Genomic DNA, 14,186 nt, shown 5'->3' with positions numbered 1-14,186 from the left:
TCTAACCCTCTTTGCTCTCATTCAAAGCGCGGATTGCGTCAATACATTCGTCAGCACCAACGAGGTCAATTTGATCGCATGCTGCAATTGCTCTTGCGAACGCTTGTCGCTCGGCTGCTTGCCATGTGCTCCAGTGCGTCGGCATATGGCCCGTCGTGAGAAGGTGCTGGTTCATCCATTCTTGATAGGTCATCTACTTCTCCTTCGTGTCGGTGGATGCGCTCAATTCCCCGCACTCGATACATACGCCGTCCGACCGCTTATAGTCGTGCGAACCCCCTTCCTCGGATGCGCGGTTAGCTGCGATGGCGGCGTCATATTCTTTCCCGGATGAAAAAAATGTCCCATTTTCTCGGAGCAACTTTTCCAACTTGCGTTCGTTATATGTCTCAGCTTTGAAGTCCCCATAAGCAAAAATGCTCGCAATCAACCATGCAATTTTTCGCAGTCGATCAATCTCCCTTTCCTCATCAGCGGATGCGATGGGGTGGGCGACAATAATTCGGGCTTCCCTCATCGTAAGACCGCACGAAGAGCACGCAATCTCGTTATCATCCGCCTCTTGCTTGTCGCTCGTTTCGAATGGTCCACACGGATCGTTGCAGTTCTCAGGATCACCGCAGCAATGCGGAACGTCCGTTGTGAATGGCGCGCTATACGGAGCCTCTTGCTTGTCGCTCGTCTCGGCAAGGATGGACTCGATATGCGGAATGTATTTGCGCATATCAGCGATTTGGAAAGCCGCTATTGCCATTCGCAACGCATATTTCTGCTCTTTAGTCATTTCAAATCCTTGTCGGGAGATGTGACAAGTGCACGTCGGTTTGCTCGAACGAATGCTTCCTGTACGGCGCTGTCGTTGAGAACGACCCGCGCATATCCGACGACCTTGTCGTTCACTTCCTTTACGCTGTACGCGCCGATAAGACCGCACATGTTCGCCAGTTCGAACAGGTGTTCGTAGCTGATGCCGTCAGGCGATTTCGTTTCCGCTTTCGGGACATATACAAGCATGTGATCCCACGCGCGCGGATCGACGTTCTTAGCCTCGCTGCCGAGCCGGTCTACTAAATCCATCATGGCATCGCTTATCGGCTGTGCCGCCTCTTGCTTGTCGCTCTGTGCGAACTCGCGGGCCGTCTTTACAAACGACTCCCAGGAGCCTTGATAACGAGCGACGTTCCATAGCTTGCCAAGCTGCTCATCAGTCATTTCGAATCCTTGTCGAAAGCGTAGAGCGGCCGAACGTCGGCCCACTCTTTAACCCATCTATCAGCTTCTTCTGCATCGGTCGTGACATATTTCGCGTAGCCGTTTTTGCTAAACACAGCCCACGCCACCACCTCTAGCTTGTCGCTCTCCTGCCGATCTTCGATAGCGTGAATCGCACGAAATATCGGATTGTTATTGCTAGTCCATTCGCCCACGTCGACGCCAAGGAGTTCGCTAACCCGGTTAGCCAGCACAGTGCCCATATGTTCGAAGCTGTCACGCTCGTCAATCAACTGCGTGATTTCCGCCTCTTGCTTGTCGCTCTCAGCAATACCACCGGCCCCAATTTCATGGCTGGACTCTTGACGCATCAAATCGAGTAGCTTCGGAGCCACCTCTTGCTTGTCGCTGTTTTCGACATAACGACATGCTCCGCCCTTGTCTTCGCACGTAGGACCGCAATCGCAACCGGCTTGCTTGCCGCTTTTAGCCATTTTTTCGGCTCCCTTGGCGATAGCGGCGTCGATAGCTCGTTTTTCAAGGTCGGTGACGTATTTGTACTTCCTCGCCATTTTCCACCGCTTTGCATCGCGAACAATGCGCCATAAAAAATCGATCTGTTCGTCAGTCATTTATTCATCTCCGTAATGATTGCGTGTGCGAAACCAAGTGTTCTACTTTCAGACCATAATTCATGATCAATTGCATAGTGCCGAACTAGCGCTAAGATTTTTTCGTTGCTCAACGTCTTTTCCTCTGGTGTGCATATCTTCTGTATCGCCAAACGGAATGTATCTTGGCACTGTTTAGCGAAATTCTCGGGCACCATGCGAGCGCTTGATCCGTCCGGGCAGCAGTCTCGAAATTTCGGGCTTACTTCACCGACACTGCCGCATCCTGGGCAGTAACGAACCATTGGCTCCGCGCTCACTGCCTGCATAACTTCAAGCGAACGACGCGGCTTCGCCTCTTTCTTGTCGCTCATTACGCGCTGATTCCACAAGGCCATCGAGGTATCCATGTCGTCGCTCGTTACGCAAGGGCGAACGTGGCAACCTTCGTTTTCGCAACGAACGATTTCCTCGCCAGCGTAGATATGCAGACATTCGGCATCACGTCCGCAGAACGGGCAGGGCTTTAGGTCTTTAGTCATTTATTCATCTCCGCAATTGTTGGATGCGCTCTCGTCTTCCGGAATGTCTGAAACGTCAGATAGCTCGAACGTTCCAAGGTCTTCAACGCTGAATTCTTCGAATACAAAAACACCGCCGCCTTGTTGAACTTCTGTGCGCGCATCATCCTCGTTGTCCGCGTCTACGTAATAAACTTGATAGCCGCTAACGGAAGTCACATCGACGGTAAATGTGTATCTCTTCACGATTTCTCTCCTTCCTCGGATGCGCGGTTAGCTGCGATGGCGGCGTCAATTTGCTCCACATCTTCAAACTCAAGCAGACCAAGCTGAACTGCCATATGGAATCGTTTTGCTTGCAACTCATCCGCACTTCCTTTGGCTCGATGCCGGATCAATTCATCGCTAGCCCAACTTACCCAACTTTGCTTAGGGGTCTCCGCATCGCGCACATCAGCGGATGCGATGGGGTGGGCGTAGAGCTTTGTTCCGACAGGCGGCATCTTGCCCTTGCGCCACGCGACTTCCTTCAGGTCGGCATCCTTTCCGATTAGCAAGACTTCGCCAACCGCCTCTTGCTTGTCGCTCTCTGCTAGTACGCGGGATTCGATGGCTGCTTTGAATCCCTCCTGAAAGAATGTCTGAACGTTCATATCCAGCCAATCGTTGGATTCATGGTCGTAACGATTCGCAAAGGCGTCAAACGCTTTCTCGGCGGTTTTGTCTTTGTTAGTCATTTGCTCGCTCCCTTGGCGATCTGCACCAGATAGTCAAAAGCGGCAGGGGCTTCAGTAACGCTCACGACCCGATAGGTCATCGCCGCATCGTGGAACTGCTCTAGCCAATCCTCATCGATCCTGTCTTGCTTGTCACTCGTCACGTCCGGATCGCCTTTCCAGCCATCCTCGCGGGGTTTGGTTGCGTCTTGCTCTCGCAAACGACGCATTTGATCGTCTAGGCCGCGCTGCTTCATTGCGTCCCGTTCCGCTTCTTGCTTGTCGCTCTCCTTGGAAATACCTGCGCCATTGTTCCAAAGCATCATGCAGAAGTTAGCCACGTCGCGCGGGTCGCCTTTTTCGACGTGCTCACGGAGCATGCGTGACAAATCATCCGGCGAGCATTGCTCCCATCCGCCGCGACCTTTAGCGCGTGCTGCTGCCATCTTCTCTTTCATTGCTTGGGCGAAGCGGTCGACCGATTTATCGTCTGTATGCATCGCCTCTTGCTTGTCGCTCGTCGCTCGAATATCGCTAAGAGCCTCAAGCACGTCGTGGTATTGGCCGATGGGTACCACGCTAAACAGAAGTTGTCGAACCTCTTCAAATTCTCGGTCAGTCATTTATTCATCTCCGCAATGATTGCGCGTAGTCGCTCGGCATGCTTGCGATTGCCAATGTCTTCTGATCGAGACAGCCATTCGGCTGCATAGATAATCGATTCCTCTTGCTCATCGCTCAACGTCTTCTTATTTGTGCGAGTGAAGAGCGGTTCAAACTTACGCCCGTAAAGCGATGCGTGATAAACGCTCGAATCGCTTGGAGCATCTTCGCAATACTGATAATTTCCTTCCCCATCGAAATATCGCCAAACCACAGGCTCCGCGCTCGCGTCTAGGGCAGCGCGGCCTCTAGAGGCCAGTTCCTTCGCATCGCTTTCGTAACCTTTCAAAGCAAGCCACCCAATGGCGATTTTAAAAACATCGAGCAGCGTTTCCCGCTCTGCGTCTTGCGTCTTCTCGCTCGCGTCTAGGGCGTACTTCTCTGCTAACGCATACGCTTCATCGACCTTCTCTTTAGAGACGTGCCCCGCTGCAATTAGCGCATCAATCACGTATGCATCTTGCGTCTTCGTGTTCATCTTGTTCTCCTTAGGCAATAAGGCCTATTTGCTTCAGCCGCTCTCGCAGCTCAGATGTGTCTTTCAAAAGCCACGTTGGGCTGCACCATATCTGTCTTACCTTGCGCTCTCGCCCCCGAGGTTGACACTCGATCAAAACGAGCGACGGATGTGGATGCTCTTGCTGGATTACGACGCCAAACCTCCACGCGTCGGGATGCCCCTCTCGAAATTGACGGCCATCGATAACTACGCTGGCACTCATTTCTCACCTCGTGCAATAAAAGCTTGTCCGATCACGTTCTTCTCCTTTATGGGCGCGGGTGCGATACGCGCCCGGTGGTCTTAGGCTTCTACCTTGTCGCCCTTCGCCAAGCCAGGTGCGGACAGGCATTGGTTCAATCCATTGTTAGCAAACTCGCCATGAAAATTAGGCGCTGCTTTCGAGTAAGCTTCATGCGCAGCGGCGGCAGTGTCGAAGTACCCAAGGTGGATTTGCTTCGATCCTGAAACGTTGATGGTTGCTCTATAACGTCCGGTGGCTTTGCAAAGGCAAACGCCCTTAAAACCAGTTTTGTTGTTCTTTGGCGCTAATCGGTTTCTGCTGTTTTCAGATTTGTTGCATATCCGAAGATTTGATTTCTGATTGTTCAACCTATTCCCATCACGATGATCGATTAGTCTTTTGTCATCGGAGGGGAGGCGAAGTATTTCTCGATGCATGAGCCGTTGAACAGTGTGTCCTGCGACGGTAGTGCCACGGAGGGCGTAGCCACAACTCATACACCAGCGATGTTTTGCTATTCGCTCATAGTCTTCGTCATCAACCAAGGCGATTGCCCCCTTGGTCAGTCGTATCTCTTTCATACTTCAACCCCCAATTCGGTTTGAGCCCAAGCACGGACTATTTCGATAAGGTTGGAAAAGTCCCCAACTCCAAGCGTTTTTGTACTCATGCCACGCTCGATACGCGTTCCATCTGGAAGACTTATTTCTTCGGTGCCGATGAATTTGCAACGTACGATCTCTTTCCAGACATCGACTTCGTATTGCTTGCCGCCGATGACGGCTTGCTGCGCAATGTCATTGAGTAGAGCATGCAGAAGTCGGTTCTGATCTGCAGACCTGGCTTGCTTATGCGTGGCAACCGTCACTGCAAGCGGATGCCCCGCGCTTGCATTCGGACCGGCGTGAGCCTTCAGGAACGCGATCAACTCATGCGCGATGTCCGGATTCCTGAGGACGAACGTCTTACTCACGCTGGCACCGCTTCGCGCAACACGCTCTCGTTCTCATCGACGAGTTTTGCGAAGCTGACCAAGTCTTTTTCGAGCTGCTCGATGAATGCTTCATCACGCTCGACGCGACGGTGGAAAATCTGCTTGCCGATCGATTCGAGTTGCGGGCAGTACATAACGAAGTCGGCCCATTTGCGACCAGTGATCCACAGGCCGCCCTGAATCTGATGCATGTAGTCGGACATATCGCCGTCGCGCCACATCGCAACGATCTTTTCGGCGCTCGCCAGGCTCTTGATTTCGATCAATCCGTCGTCGCCAATGAACCCATCGGTTGAGTATCCGAAGAGGCGATCGTCGGTGAGCACAACGCCGGACTCAGTTGCGAAGTTGCCGGTGAGTGCTTCGTACTCCATGCGTGCGGCCGGCTCTAGCTCGGTACCGCGCTTCATCTGCCACGTGACAAAGGTTTCGTCGTTGGCAACGCCGCTGATGCGCTCAAGCGCAACTTGGGCGGCATACAGCGTCGATTTCGCAGTGCGCTCGCCTTTCTTCGTGACGTCGACCGCGCCGCGGAATTTGCTGGCAGTGATAACGCCGCAGCGCGCCTTGTGCCATTCCTCTGTGCCTTGCATGCATTCGATCAGGATCATTGCTGTTCTCCCGGTTGCTCATCGTCCGAGCCAGGCTCACGTCCTGGCATGTCGATCGTGTTGCTGTCTTGCGCCTTCAGTTCGCTTCCTCGTGCCGCCACGGTCGCCTTGAAGCGCTCATAGGCCCGCATGTCTTTCGTCGGCTTGATGGCGGCCAAGCCTTGCGTCCATACGCTTTCGAGATCGGAGGAACTCTGTGCGGTCTTTGCCTTTGAACACCATGACGACAGAATGTCTTCGGGGCAGCCAGTCTGTGCCTGCTGGCGAATCGATTCGAGCCCTTCATTTCCTTCCGTGTTGAGAAAGTCGACTGCTTGATCAAGACGCTCAGTCTTAGGCCACGTCTTATAAGCGCGCTTGATAACAGTCTTTTTCGCCATCTCACCCGGATCGGTTACCCAAGGGCAGGACTTTTGTTTGGTAATCCATGCCTTCCATGCGCTCGAACGGTCACGGATGGCATTGACTTCGTCGATCGTCATTGTTTCTGTCAGATAGTCGCTGCTATGCGTCTTGACGACGACGTACACGCCGATGACTTCGCCGCGATCCTTGGCGAACGGGTTACGCTCGTGCGCAGGAGGCTTGTCAAAACCGTTCAGACGGAAGTCGTCAGATTCACGAACGAGCTCTGCCTTACCCCACATGATCGAGCCTGATGCGACAGCAAGATCCAGCAAACCCATGTAGCTGATATCGAGGCAAATCTTGCGATCGCGTGGCACCAGATACGCTTGCTTCTTGGCCGGATTTAGGCTGATGCCGATTGCCGAAATATTCGTCACGGCATCGATAACGGACTGGCGATTGTTCATCGCGACGCCAAGCGCGTATTCGTTGGCGCCGAGAATCTGGATTGCGAAACCCGCTTCGCGTTCGAAGTTGATGGAACGATCGACCGACACCGACTCAAAGTCGGCACGCACGCCGTAGATGTCGTTGCTGATCGTGGTGATTGCGGTGCTCATGCTTCTACTTCCTCGCCGATTGGTTGTTGTTCTGTCGGCGAGTGGGTCGCGCCGCGAATGAAGAGGAAAAGAGAGCACGGCGGCAGCCAGCCAAGCGCTCAGAACGATTTGAAAGGTACTCATGCTGCTCTCCTCAAGGTCATGCACAGGGCCGTCCTGCGCTCAAATTCGGCCACGTAGCCAGTCAATTCGCCAGTCATCGTGATGCCGATTAACGGTGTTGCAACTTCGAATTCACCGTTTGCGATCTGCTCTTGCTTCGTCGGCAGGAAGTACTCGAAAAACGAGTTCGAGTTGTTCTCACGCTTCCTGGCCACCTTGCCGTGCGACAACATGCGAATCAGCTTTACGCGCACGCGGTCATCGGTTTCTTGAAGACGGTTCGCTAGTTGATGAACCGTTGCTTTGCCGATGATCTGCAGGCGAGCGATAATATGGTCATCGGTTATTTCGGGCTTGTAAGGGCGGCTCATTTGGCGCTTCCGTAAGGAGTCGTGCGGCGTTGCACGCGGTTGCTAGGGTGGAGCAGCCACTTGCTACCGAGCTGCTTGATCGCTTCTTCCCGAGCGATCATGTGCGGGTCAAACTCGGCTGCATCAACCAAGCGCGCCATCTCGCGCAGGGCTAGCTTCCGTTGCTGTTCGTAGGCGTCGCGCATGGTCGGTCTCCTTAGTTGCCAGCGATGCGGGTGGATTCGGGTTGCGTATCAGTGCGGCTCTCGTCGGACTTTGGCTTGCGTTTGCAAACAAAGCCCGCATCCATCATCGCGTTGTAGACCTCTTCACTTACTTGGCAACGCACTCCGATTGATGCATTCATAAGCTTCTGGCGATTCTCGGGATCGTTGAAAGCCTGGCGCGCCATCTCAGCTGCAGCGACTTCCAGCACGCACGACTTGCTTTCAGTAGACGTCCCGCCTGCTACGCTGAAGCCGGCGATTGCAAAGCCTCCTTGCGTCGTACTGGAGCAATTCATTTGTGAAAATGACGAGGCGTAGGCGCCGAGAACCGGGGCAGACACATTGCGAACCGTCTCGCTAAGGTGCTGATCGGCGGGCGACTGAGACATGTTGAGCGTCCCGAAACTCGCAGCTTGCGACGTGCTTTGCTGCGTCGCTGATGCGTTGCTTTGCGCATATGCATGGCTGATACTGAGTGAGAGTAAAATCACTGCTGCCGTGGATTTATTCATGGCGACTTCCATCCTGAGTGGGGGTCTGGCCTTGGGTGTTGGTAGCGCCCAAGGCCTCTCTTGCTTCAAAAGATTTAACGAGACAGCAAGCTTCAAAAAAGTCGTGGGTCGTGACATCAATCAGCTTGATGTCGTGGCGACGAAGCACGACGCGGAAAGCGCCGCTCTCCGGTCGACAGAAGATGCCGGTGATTCCGATCTTGTTAGATCGACGTACGCGCTGGTTAATCCTCTGTTCGAATGAACTGGCCCACCGGCAGTTTTCAGGCGAATAGCCTTTGTCGTTGTCGATACGGTCCATGCTCATGTCAGAAGGAGCTTCCCCCATATCAGCTAGGAAGTTTTCGAAGGACTTCCAGCGATCGCATACGTCTATTCCACGCCCACCGTACGACGCGTAATGAGCCACGCGCGGGTTTGTGCAACGGGTAAGCATGTTTTGCCAAATGCGGTAAGTCCTTGTTGATGACATACCGTGAGACCTTCGACTGTCGCCCTTTACTTCTTCACGGAAACATCCGCAACTTCTCGTGTCGCCTCGGCTTAAATCTGATCCCATTACTTCTTTCTCGCGTCCGCAGTCGCAGCGGACAGCCCAGTTCACGAGCCGCCGCCCAGATGACAAAACACGATCAGGCGCACGGTGCAATACGACTAGTCGCCCGAACCTCTGACCAGTCATCTCTTTGACTGTGGACATGTCGAACCTCAGTAGGCGTAAGAGCCGTTCAGGCCAGACCAGCCGCCGGCCGAGTAGTCAACTCCCGACCCCCCTTTGGTAGCGCCGTACCCGTCGCCAGACGTGTAGCCGTTGCTCGTCGACGTCGTGTTGCTTCCGCCGACCGCACCCGAGAACGAGCCGCCCGCGCCGATAGCGCCAACGCCGTTGTACGCATACGAACCGACTGCGCCGCCGCCCATCGCCGTGCCGCCAGCGGCGTAACCCGATGCGGCGCTGTTCGACGACTGCTGCGAGAAGCCATTTCCGTTCGAGCCGCTCGATGCCATTGAACCGCCCGAGAGCGTGACCGAGCTGCTGAAGCCGGCGCCAACGTTGAAGCTGTCGGTTGCGTGAGCAACGTTGAAGGTCGATGCGACTGCCAGTACCACGATTGCTTTGCGAAACATGTGAATCTCCTCGTTTGATGCGCGAAACCGTCGCGCTGCGGTTAATTCAAGAAAGCCGCGATCAAGCCAGCGAAGAAGACAGCAGCGACGCTGACTGTTACGTAAGCCGCAATGCGGTGAGCGTCTTCAAGTTCCTTTTCGGTGACGGCTCTCATGCGATCACCCTTTGCGCTTCACGAAGGTCAGTGCGGATCATTGCAAGGCGAAGAGGAATAACGACCTTCCTTAAAAGCTTTGTTTCCTCTTCTCCCAAATCTCCTTTGAAGTACTGATCCATCATTTCAAGCGCATCGATCATTGCCTCCATCATTCGAATCTGTTTCATTTCAATCTCCGTCTTTCGGTAAGCAGACACGGCAGATCGGAAGACCGCATATGCCGTAGTAGAAAAGTCTGTGAGCTCTGCAGTCCTCGCACCAATAGCGCGGAGGTTCAGCAAGGTCGTCGAAGTCGTTCTCGTAGTCGGGGGCTAACACCAGACCACCTCGTCGTAGTGAATCGTGCGAAAACGTTCATGAATCGCGTGCCCTGTAGTGCAGATGAAGTCGAGCGACTCGACGATTCCGTACTTGAAATCGTGATAGGTGTGCTTCCACATGGCGTCACACCTTCAAGGCACGCCACACGGCGCCGAGGACTACGAAGGGAAGCGAAAACAGCCATACAACTGCGCCCATGAGAAACGCACCGATCCAGAACAGCGTGCCGATCGCTGCGGGCAAGAGAGCCAGAAAAATCACAAGCTGGAGCATTTGGTCACCTCAGGTCTGTGGTCGACTTGTTCTGCGACCGTGAAGTGATGATAGACAATCTGTCGCGACGATGCAAGAGAATCTGTCGTCAACGATAGAAAAAATATCCACGACCTTGCGGTGGTGGATATCGGTGTCTTGCTAAGGTAGAGCCGTCAGTGGCAGGGGAAGGCTTTGATGAAGGCGGACCATACTAATTGAGCTCCCGCGAAAGCTCGTTCTTCAGGGTGATCCCGGAGGTATTTCACCACGACGTCTACGCCCTGAGCGGCGGTCGCGTTTTTGGGTAGGCAGTAGCGTGGGACCACGCTATTTTCGCCAACAAGGCCCTGTGATCGTTGTTGGAAAAACCCATTTTCAACGGCGCCTGATATGTACCCCAACAACAAGCCTTTTTCCACAGGGCTATCTGAGGTACCCCATTCGTACAGCGTGTTTCCATCTGTCGCTGAAGCCGTCGAGGAAGCAAGCAGCAATGCCGTAGCAACCAATTTTTTGGGGTTCATTCGTCGAGGTCAGTTTCCAACCGTGTCCGAATTGATGCTTCGGTAATGAAGCCAAGCATTATCAGCTCTAGTTCTCGCATGCGATGAGGCGGAACTTTATCCAGGACCGATCGAGGAAAACTAAAGGGCCAATCAGTCACCTCTCGTGCCGGCTTTTTGGTTTGGGTGAACGCGGAGGCGATGAGAGGACTTCGGGTTGCTCATCTGGCTCCGGGGTATCCCAATCGAATCCCGGTGGAGCGTCACCATGGGCATTCGACATCAACATATGCCAGTCGATATTCAACAGCTTCGACAAACGGAAAAGCTGTTTGATGTTCGGACGATGTAGGCCGTTCTCCCACGCAGAAATATTTGCTCGTGTTAGGTCCATCGCATCAGCCAACTGCTGCTGCGTCAGGTGACGTTTCCAACGTGCGTCTTTGAGCAACGTTCCAAGCGGGTCATTTTTACTCATCTCTGAATTGTAAAGATTATCTATCTTGCGTTGTGACAGAAAAGCTTGCGTTTCAGCGACAGAATTTCTATCATTACCGTCAGGCTCATTCTTAACGGAAACAGACATGGAACATCCCCTCGACCGCGCAATTAGGGCGGCCGGCCTGACGGTCAAAGGCCTCGCCGATAAGTTGGGCGTTTCTCGCGCAGCCGTCCAGCAATGGAAGGATGCGGATCGACGTGTGCCTGCTGAACATTGCCCAGAAATTGAAAAGCTCTGCCATGGCGCAGTGCGCTGTGAAGAGTTGAACGAACGAGTTGACTGGGCTTTTTTGCGCTCAACAACTCACGAAATACAGGTGACGGCATGAAAAAGACCATGCCGCGTCTTGACCGTCGTTGCGTCATGTGTGAATGCGACATCAGCGCCCAACACGTTCAAGCCGCGTTTTGTTTCGACTGTCGCGCTAAGCGCAACGCACAACGGGCGAAAGATCGAATCAATGCGCTCAAGCAAATCCAACGTGAGTTAGCCAAAGAGCTGACCGCCTAAATCAAAACCACCGAGACAAGAACAACACCGGGGTGAACCGTGGAAGCAGTTTCCAGTGAAGTGAACACAAAGGCACGCATCTTCATGTCGCTCGCTATGCAACGCGCTGCACGCATTGGACAAAACGACATTGCTCTTGCAGTGGGCGTGGACGGATCAACCGTCTCTCGCTTCATGAGCGATGAGAAAGACATGACGCGCGCGCTGACGATCATTGCCGCGCTCGGGCTGAAGGTAGTCCCGAGCGAGATGCAATGTTTTCCGCCGCGCAAGGTTCAGCTACTTCTGGAACTGGCCCGCGACCATCTCGCACAGCTCGAAAACGTCGAGCAACTGACGTGGGATTGAATGTGAAGACGATCTTTAAGCGCGATGCGATTTGGTCGCACCTCGGCAAGCTATTCGGCCTGTCGAATCGCATTGAAGGCATGGCCGAGAAATGAAATGGACGACTGGATAAAAATGAGCACAGACCTTTCAGAAGACCCGATCGTCATCACGATCGCGGCACGTCTCAACGTCGACGAATTCAGCATAGTCGGTCGTCTTCACCACATTTGGAGTTGGGCCGATCGCCATCTCTCGGATGGGCTCGCGCTTGGCATCACGTGTGAATGGATCGACAACTTCGTTCGTCTCGAAGGTTTCTCGAAAGCGCTTCTCGATGCGGGTTGGTTGGTGAAAATCGAGAAAGAAATCGAGAAAGGTAGTCTTCTCGAATCCAACGAAAATCTTCTCGATTCCTTCTCGGAAACCTTTCTCGATTCTTCTCGATTCCTTCTCGAAAAAACGGATGGGGGGGGGTTTGGGGGGGGTTGTATTTCCAAGGTTTTTTAGGTTTTTAGGTGGTAAAACAACCAAAACCAATACAAAAACCAAAACCAAAACCACATCAACGTGCGCGCGAGAAAACCCGATCGAGAAAGAATCGAGAAAGGAAATCGAGAAAGAAATCGAGAAGAAACCTTCTCGAATCGAGAAAGAAGAAGCCTTCTCGATTTTCTGGAAAAACTACCCTCGCAAGGATTCAAAGGTGCCTGCTCAAAAGGCGTTCGAGAAGGTCGTTGTCTCTGAAGACATGCTTCAAACCGTGATGGCTGGATTGGATAAGTTCAAGGTCTGCGAGCAGTGGGTTCGTGATGGAGGCAAATTTATTCCGTTCGCTTCGACGTGGCTTAACCAACGACGGTGGGAAGACGATCCATTGCCAGCATCTGCTGCTTCTCGTTCTGCGACATCTTCGGATGCAAAAAGCGACTCAAGACGCAATGCCTATGAAGTTCTCACCGGCCGATCGGTCGCCCGCGAAACCCAGTTCCCCGAGGTCATAAATGGACATGTCAAATTCCTCGGCTGAAACGTGGCCGGCAGATGCTGCCCCTGAGCATTGGGTTACAGCGTTGTTCGAAAAAATGTCTCGTATGTGGGGGAACACCTTTCTCGATAAGTGGCGCGACGTCGATCTAGCTGGCGTAAAGGTGGAGTGGGGAAAGGGCTTGAGACGGCTTTCGAACGCCGAACTTAAAGCAGGCGTGGATGCCATGCTGACTCTGAAATTCCCGCCAACCCTGCCAGAGTTTTTTGCGCTGTGTAAGCAGATGCGTGCGAACGAAACTCCGGTCGCGCCGGTTCTTACAGATCAAACCAAGGCAGAGGCAGCGGTTGTCCAGGCAAACATGCGGCGGATGCGTGCGCTGATAGCTGATGCCATGGCGCCAAAGGAACGAACAGCAGAGTGGGCTTATCTGGTCCTCATGCGAAGCACATCCAGATCTGGATCTGCGTTGCCGTTCGAAGTAATTCGATGCGCTACGGACGCGATTTCTTCGAAAGAAGGGAAGCTGGTAATTGACACGTGCGAAGACGATGAACTTCGTGGCGCATACGCAAAGATCCGGGCCGGTGTTCTTGAAGGTTATAGAAACGCCGGCCGCAAACCTTGGGAGACGAAATGACGTCAGGAGAAATGAGACGCTGCGCAAATTCCGGGATTCGTACAGTGGACTGGTCAAAAGTTATGCGGCACTTCGAGCGCGGATTCGAATATCAGCCAATTTCTGCGCATATGTCATTGAGTGAGCGCTTTAAAGCTATCAGGGCGAATTACAAGACATATCAACTTGAGGTCGACGAGGGATTTTCTTCGTGGATGGACTGTGATCCGTACCGTATAGCTGACTGGATCCATCTCTTCACGCCGATCGAAGCGGATCTTTGGTGTGACATTCGAGCTAACGGCCTGCCTCTATGGCCTCAATTTCCGGTCGGTCGGTATTTTGCGGATTTTGCAAATCCTATTGCGCGTGTCGCCATCGAATGCGACGGCGCGGCATACCACGACGCAAAGAAAGACGCCGTTCGCGATCGCGATTTTGCACGCATGGGCTGGCGCGTCATTCGCATTCCAGGTTGGCGCTGCTCGAAGATCATCGATTCACCTTCCGATCTCATCGAGAAGGGCGAAGAGATGCCTGAGGACTATGAGAACTATTGGTTGCAAAACACCACGGCTGGTGTCATGCGACAGCTTCGTGACGAGTTCAAGGATCTGCAAGAGGAGACCGCGTAATGCTGCCCGA

Annotated in this window: 30 protein-coding genes; 7 read left to right on the top strand and 23 right to left on the bottom strand. The window is 53.4% G+C overall.

Annotated elements, in window-relative coordinates; translation table 11 throughout:
- Nucleotide 1: 1 nt before the first annotated feature.
- From P9292_RS19165 to P9292_RS19055, 23 genes are all read right to left on the bottom strand, one after another.
- Nucleotides 2–193, bottom strand: a complete 192-nt coding sequence (locus P9292_RS19165; RefSeq protein WP_309960799.1) for a hypothetical protein — start codon at nucleotides 191–193, stop codon at nucleotides 2–4.
- Entirely contained in the window at nucleotides 194–784 is a 591-nt protein-coding gene (locus P9292_RS19160) for a hypothetical protein (protein WP_309960797.1), read from the bottom strand.
- Nucleotides 781–1,212 (bottom strand): hypothetical protein, encoded by a 432-nt coding sequence (locus P9292_RS19155; protein ID WP_309960795.1) that lies wholly within the window; start codon nucleotides 1,210–1,212, stop codon nucleotides 781–783. The genes P9292_RS19160 and P9292_RS19155 overlap by 4 nt, the downstream gene beginning before the upstream one ends.
- A complete protein-coding gene (locus P9292_RS19150) occupies nucleotides 1,209–1,844 on the bottom strand; it encodes a hypothetical protein (RefSeq protein WP_309960793.1) in 636 nt (211 codons plus the stop codon). The genes P9292_RS19155 and P9292_RS19150 overlap by 4 nt, the downstream gene beginning before the upstream one ends.
- Nucleotides 1,841–2,365: a Lar family restriction alleviation protein gene (locus tag P9292_RS19145; protein ID WP_309960791.1), complete on the bottom strand. Its 525-nt coding sequence runs from the start codon at nucleotides 2,363–2,365 to the stop codon at nucleotides 1,841–1,843. The genes P9292_RS19150 and P9292_RS19145 overlap by 4 nt, the downstream gene beginning before the upstream one ends.
- Nucleotides 2,366–2,590, bottom strand: coding sequence for a hypothetical protein (locus tag P9292_RS19140; protein ID WP_309960789.1), 225 nt, complete (start codon nucleotides 2,588–2,590; stop codon nucleotides 2,366–2,368).
- Nucleotides 2,587–3,081, bottom strand: coding sequence for a hypothetical protein (locus P9292_RS19135; protein WP_309960787.1), 495 nt, complete (start codon nucleotides 3,079–3,081; stop codon nucleotides 2,587–2,589). Before P9292_RS19135 ends, P9292_RS19140 begins: the two co-directional genes overlap by 4 nt.
- Nucleotides 3,078–3,683, bottom strand: coding sequence for a hypothetical protein (locus tag P9292_RS19130; protein ID WP_309960784.1), 606 nt, complete (start codon nucleotides 3,681–3,683; stop codon nucleotides 3,078–3,080). The genes P9292_RS19135 and P9292_RS19130 overlap by 4 nt, the downstream gene beginning before the upstream one ends.
- Nucleotides 3,680–4,201 (bottom strand): hypothetical protein, encoded by a 522-nt coding sequence (locus tag P9292_RS19125; protein ID WP_309960781.1) that lies wholly within the window; start codon nucleotides 4,199–4,201, stop codon nucleotides 3,680–3,682. The genes P9292_RS19130 and P9292_RS19125 overlap by 4 nt, the downstream gene beginning before the upstream one ends.
- A gap of 324 nt (nucleotides 4,202–4,525) precedes the next feature.
- Entirely contained in the window at nucleotides 4,526–5,047 is a 522-nt protein-coding gene (locus P9292_RS19120) for an HNH endonuclease (protein ID WP_309960779.1), read from the bottom strand.
- Nucleotides 5,044–5,439 carry a recombination protein NinB gene (locus P9292_RS19115; RefSeq protein WP_309960776.1) on the bottom strand — a complete coding sequence of 132 codons (396 nt, stop codon included), beginning with the start codon at nucleotides 5,437–5,439 and terminating at the stop codon, nucleotides 5,044–5,046. Before P9292_RS19115 ends, P9292_RS19120 begins: the two co-directional genes overlap by 4 nt.
- Entirely contained in the window at nucleotides 5,436–6,071 is a 636-nt protein-coding gene (locus tag P9292_RS19110; RefSeq protein ID WP_309960773.1) for a YqaJ viral recombinase family protein, read from the bottom strand. Before P9292_RS19110 ends, P9292_RS19115 begins: the two co-directional genes overlap by 4 nt.
- Nucleotides 6,068–7,039, bottom strand: a complete 972-nt coding sequence (locus tag P9292_RS19105; protein ID WP_309960770.1) for a recombinase RecT — start codon at nucleotides 7,037–7,039, stop codon at nucleotides 6,068–6,070. Before P9292_RS19105 ends, P9292_RS19110 begins: the two co-directional genes overlap by 4 nt.
- 119 nt (nucleotides 7,040–7,158) lie before the next feature.
- A complete protein-coding gene (locus P9292_RS19100; RefSeq protein WP_309960766.1) occupies nucleotides 7,159–7,512 on the bottom strand; it encodes a hypothetical protein in 354 nt (117 codons plus the stop codon).
- Nucleotides 7,509–7,697, bottom strand: a complete 189-nt coding sequence (locus P9292_RS19095) for a hypothetical protein (RefSeq protein ID WP_309960762.1) — start codon at nucleotides 7,695–7,697, stop codon at nucleotides 7,509–7,511. Before P9292_RS19095 ends, P9292_RS19100 begins: the two co-directional genes overlap by 4 nt.
- An 11-nt stretch (nucleotides 7,698–7,708) precedes the next feature.
- Nucleotides 7,709–8,230 carry a hypothetical protein gene (locus P9292_RS19090; RefSeq protein WP_309960759.1) on the bottom strand — a complete coding sequence of 174 codons (522 nt, stop codon included), beginning with the start codon at nucleotides 8,228–8,230 and terminating at the stop codon, nucleotides 7,709–7,711.
- Entirely contained in the window at nucleotides 8,223–8,531 is a 309-nt protein-coding gene (locus P9292_RS19085) for a hypothetical protein (RefSeq protein ID WP_309960756.1), read from the bottom strand. Before P9292_RS19085 ends, P9292_RS19090 begins: the two co-directional genes overlap by 8 nt.
- A gap of 407 nt (nucleotides 8,532–8,938) precedes the next feature.
- Complete coding sequence (locus P9292_RS19080) at nucleotides 8,939–9,358, bottom strand: hypothetical protein (protein ID WP_309960753.1); 420 nt, start codon at nucleotides 9,356–9,358, stop codon at nucleotides 8,939–8,941.
- Nucleotides 9,359–9,509: 151 nt separating this feature from the next.
- The gene (locus tag P9292_RS19075) at nucleotides 9,510–9,683 is read right to left on the bottom strand and encodes a hypothetical protein (protein ID WP_309960750.1); all 174 of its coding nucleotides are present in this window, start codon (nucleotides 9,681–9,683) and stop codon (nucleotides 9,510–9,512) included.
- Nucleotides 9,684–9,827: 144 nt separating this feature from the next.
- Nucleotides 9,828–9,956: a hypothetical protein gene (locus P9292_RS19070; protein WP_309960747.1), complete on the bottom strand. Its 129-nt coding sequence runs from the start codon at nucleotides 9,954–9,956 to the stop codon at nucleotides 9,828–9,830.
- A 4-nt stretch (nucleotides 9,957–9,960) separates the two neighbouring features.
- Complete coding sequence (locus tag P9292_RS19065) at nucleotides 9,961–10,110, bottom strand: hypothetical protein (protein WP_309960744.1); 150 nt, start codon at nucleotides 10,108–10,110, stop codon at nucleotides 9,961–9,963.
- Nucleotides 10,111–10,265: 155 nt separating this feature from the next.
- Nucleotides 10,266–10,616: a Rap1a/Tai family immunity protein gene (locus tag P9292_RS19060; protein WP_309960741.1), complete on the bottom strand. Its 351-nt coding sequence runs from the start codon at nucleotides 10,614–10,616 to the stop codon at nucleotides 10,266–10,268.
- Between the two features lie 136 nt (nucleotides 10,617–10,752).
- Nucleotides 10,753–11,181: a helix-turn-helix transcriptional regulator gene (locus P9292_RS19055; RefSeq protein ID WP_309960738.1), complete on the bottom strand. Its 429-nt coding sequence runs from the start codon at nucleotides 11,179–11,181 to the stop codon at nucleotides 10,753–10,755.
- Between P9292_RS19055 and P9292_RS19050 the strand changes: the two genes are divergently transcribed.
- The 7 genes from P9292_RS19050 to P9292_RS19020 all read left to right on the top strand — a co-directional run bounded on the left by P9292_RS19050 (nucleotide 11,180) and on the right by P9292_RS19020 (nucleotide 14,176).
- Nucleotides 11,180–11,425: a YdaS family helix-turn-helix protein gene (locus P9292_RS19050; protein ID WP_309960735.1), complete on the top strand. Its 246-nt coding sequence runs from the start codon at nucleotides 11,180–11,182 to the stop codon at nucleotides 11,423–11,425. The genes P9292_RS19055 and P9292_RS19050 overlap by 2 nt on opposite strands.
- Entirely contained in the window at nucleotides 11,422–11,607 is a 186-nt protein-coding gene (locus P9292_RS19045; RefSeq protein ID WP_309960733.1) for a hypothetical protein, read from the top strand. Before P9292_RS19050 ends, P9292_RS19045 begins: the two co-directional genes overlap by 4 nt.
- 84 nt (nucleotides 11,608–11,691) lie before the next feature.
- On the top strand, nucleotides 11,692–11,955 hold the full coding sequence (locus P9292_RS19040; protein WP_309960731.1) for a hypothetical protein: 264 nt from the start codon (nucleotides 11,692–11,694) through the stop codon (nucleotides 11,953–11,955).
- Between the two features lie 96 nt (nucleotides 11,956–12,051).
- Nucleotides 12,052–12,444, top strand: coding sequence for a hypothetical protein (locus P9292_RS19035; protein ID WP_309960729.1), 393 nt, complete (start codon nucleotides 12,052–12,054; stop codon nucleotides 12,442–12,444).
- Nucleotides 12,413–12,964: a hypothetical protein gene (locus tag P9292_RS19030; RefSeq protein ID WP_309960728.1), complete on the top strand. Its 552-nt coding sequence runs from the start codon at nucleotides 12,413–12,415 to the stop codon at nucleotides 12,962–12,964. Before P9292_RS19035 ends, P9292_RS19030 begins: the two co-directional genes overlap by 32 nt.
- Nucleotides 12,939–13,562: a hypothetical protein gene (locus P9292_RS19025; protein WP_309960725.1), complete on the top strand. Its 624-nt coding sequence runs from the start codon at nucleotides 12,939–12,941 to the stop codon at nucleotides 13,560–13,562. The genes P9292_RS19030 and P9292_RS19025 overlap by 26 nt, the downstream gene beginning before the upstream one ends.
- The gene (locus P9292_RS19020; RefSeq protein WP_309960721.1) at nucleotides 13,559–14,176 is read left to right on the top strand and encodes a DUF559 domain-containing protein; all 618 of its coding nucleotides are present in this window, start codon (nucleotides 13,559–13,561) and stop codon (nucleotides 14,174–14,176) included. Before P9292_RS19025 ends, P9292_RS19020 begins: the two co-directional genes overlap by 4 nt.
- Nucleotides 14,177–14,186: the final 10 nt, after the last annotated feature.

Source organism: Caballeronia sp. LZ001 (genome assembly GCF_031450875.1).
GTDB lineage: Bacteria > Pseudomonadota > Gammaproteobacteria > Burkholderiales > Burkholderiaceae > Caballeronia.
This window is presented reverse-complemented; position numbering and strand designations above follow the sequence as displayed.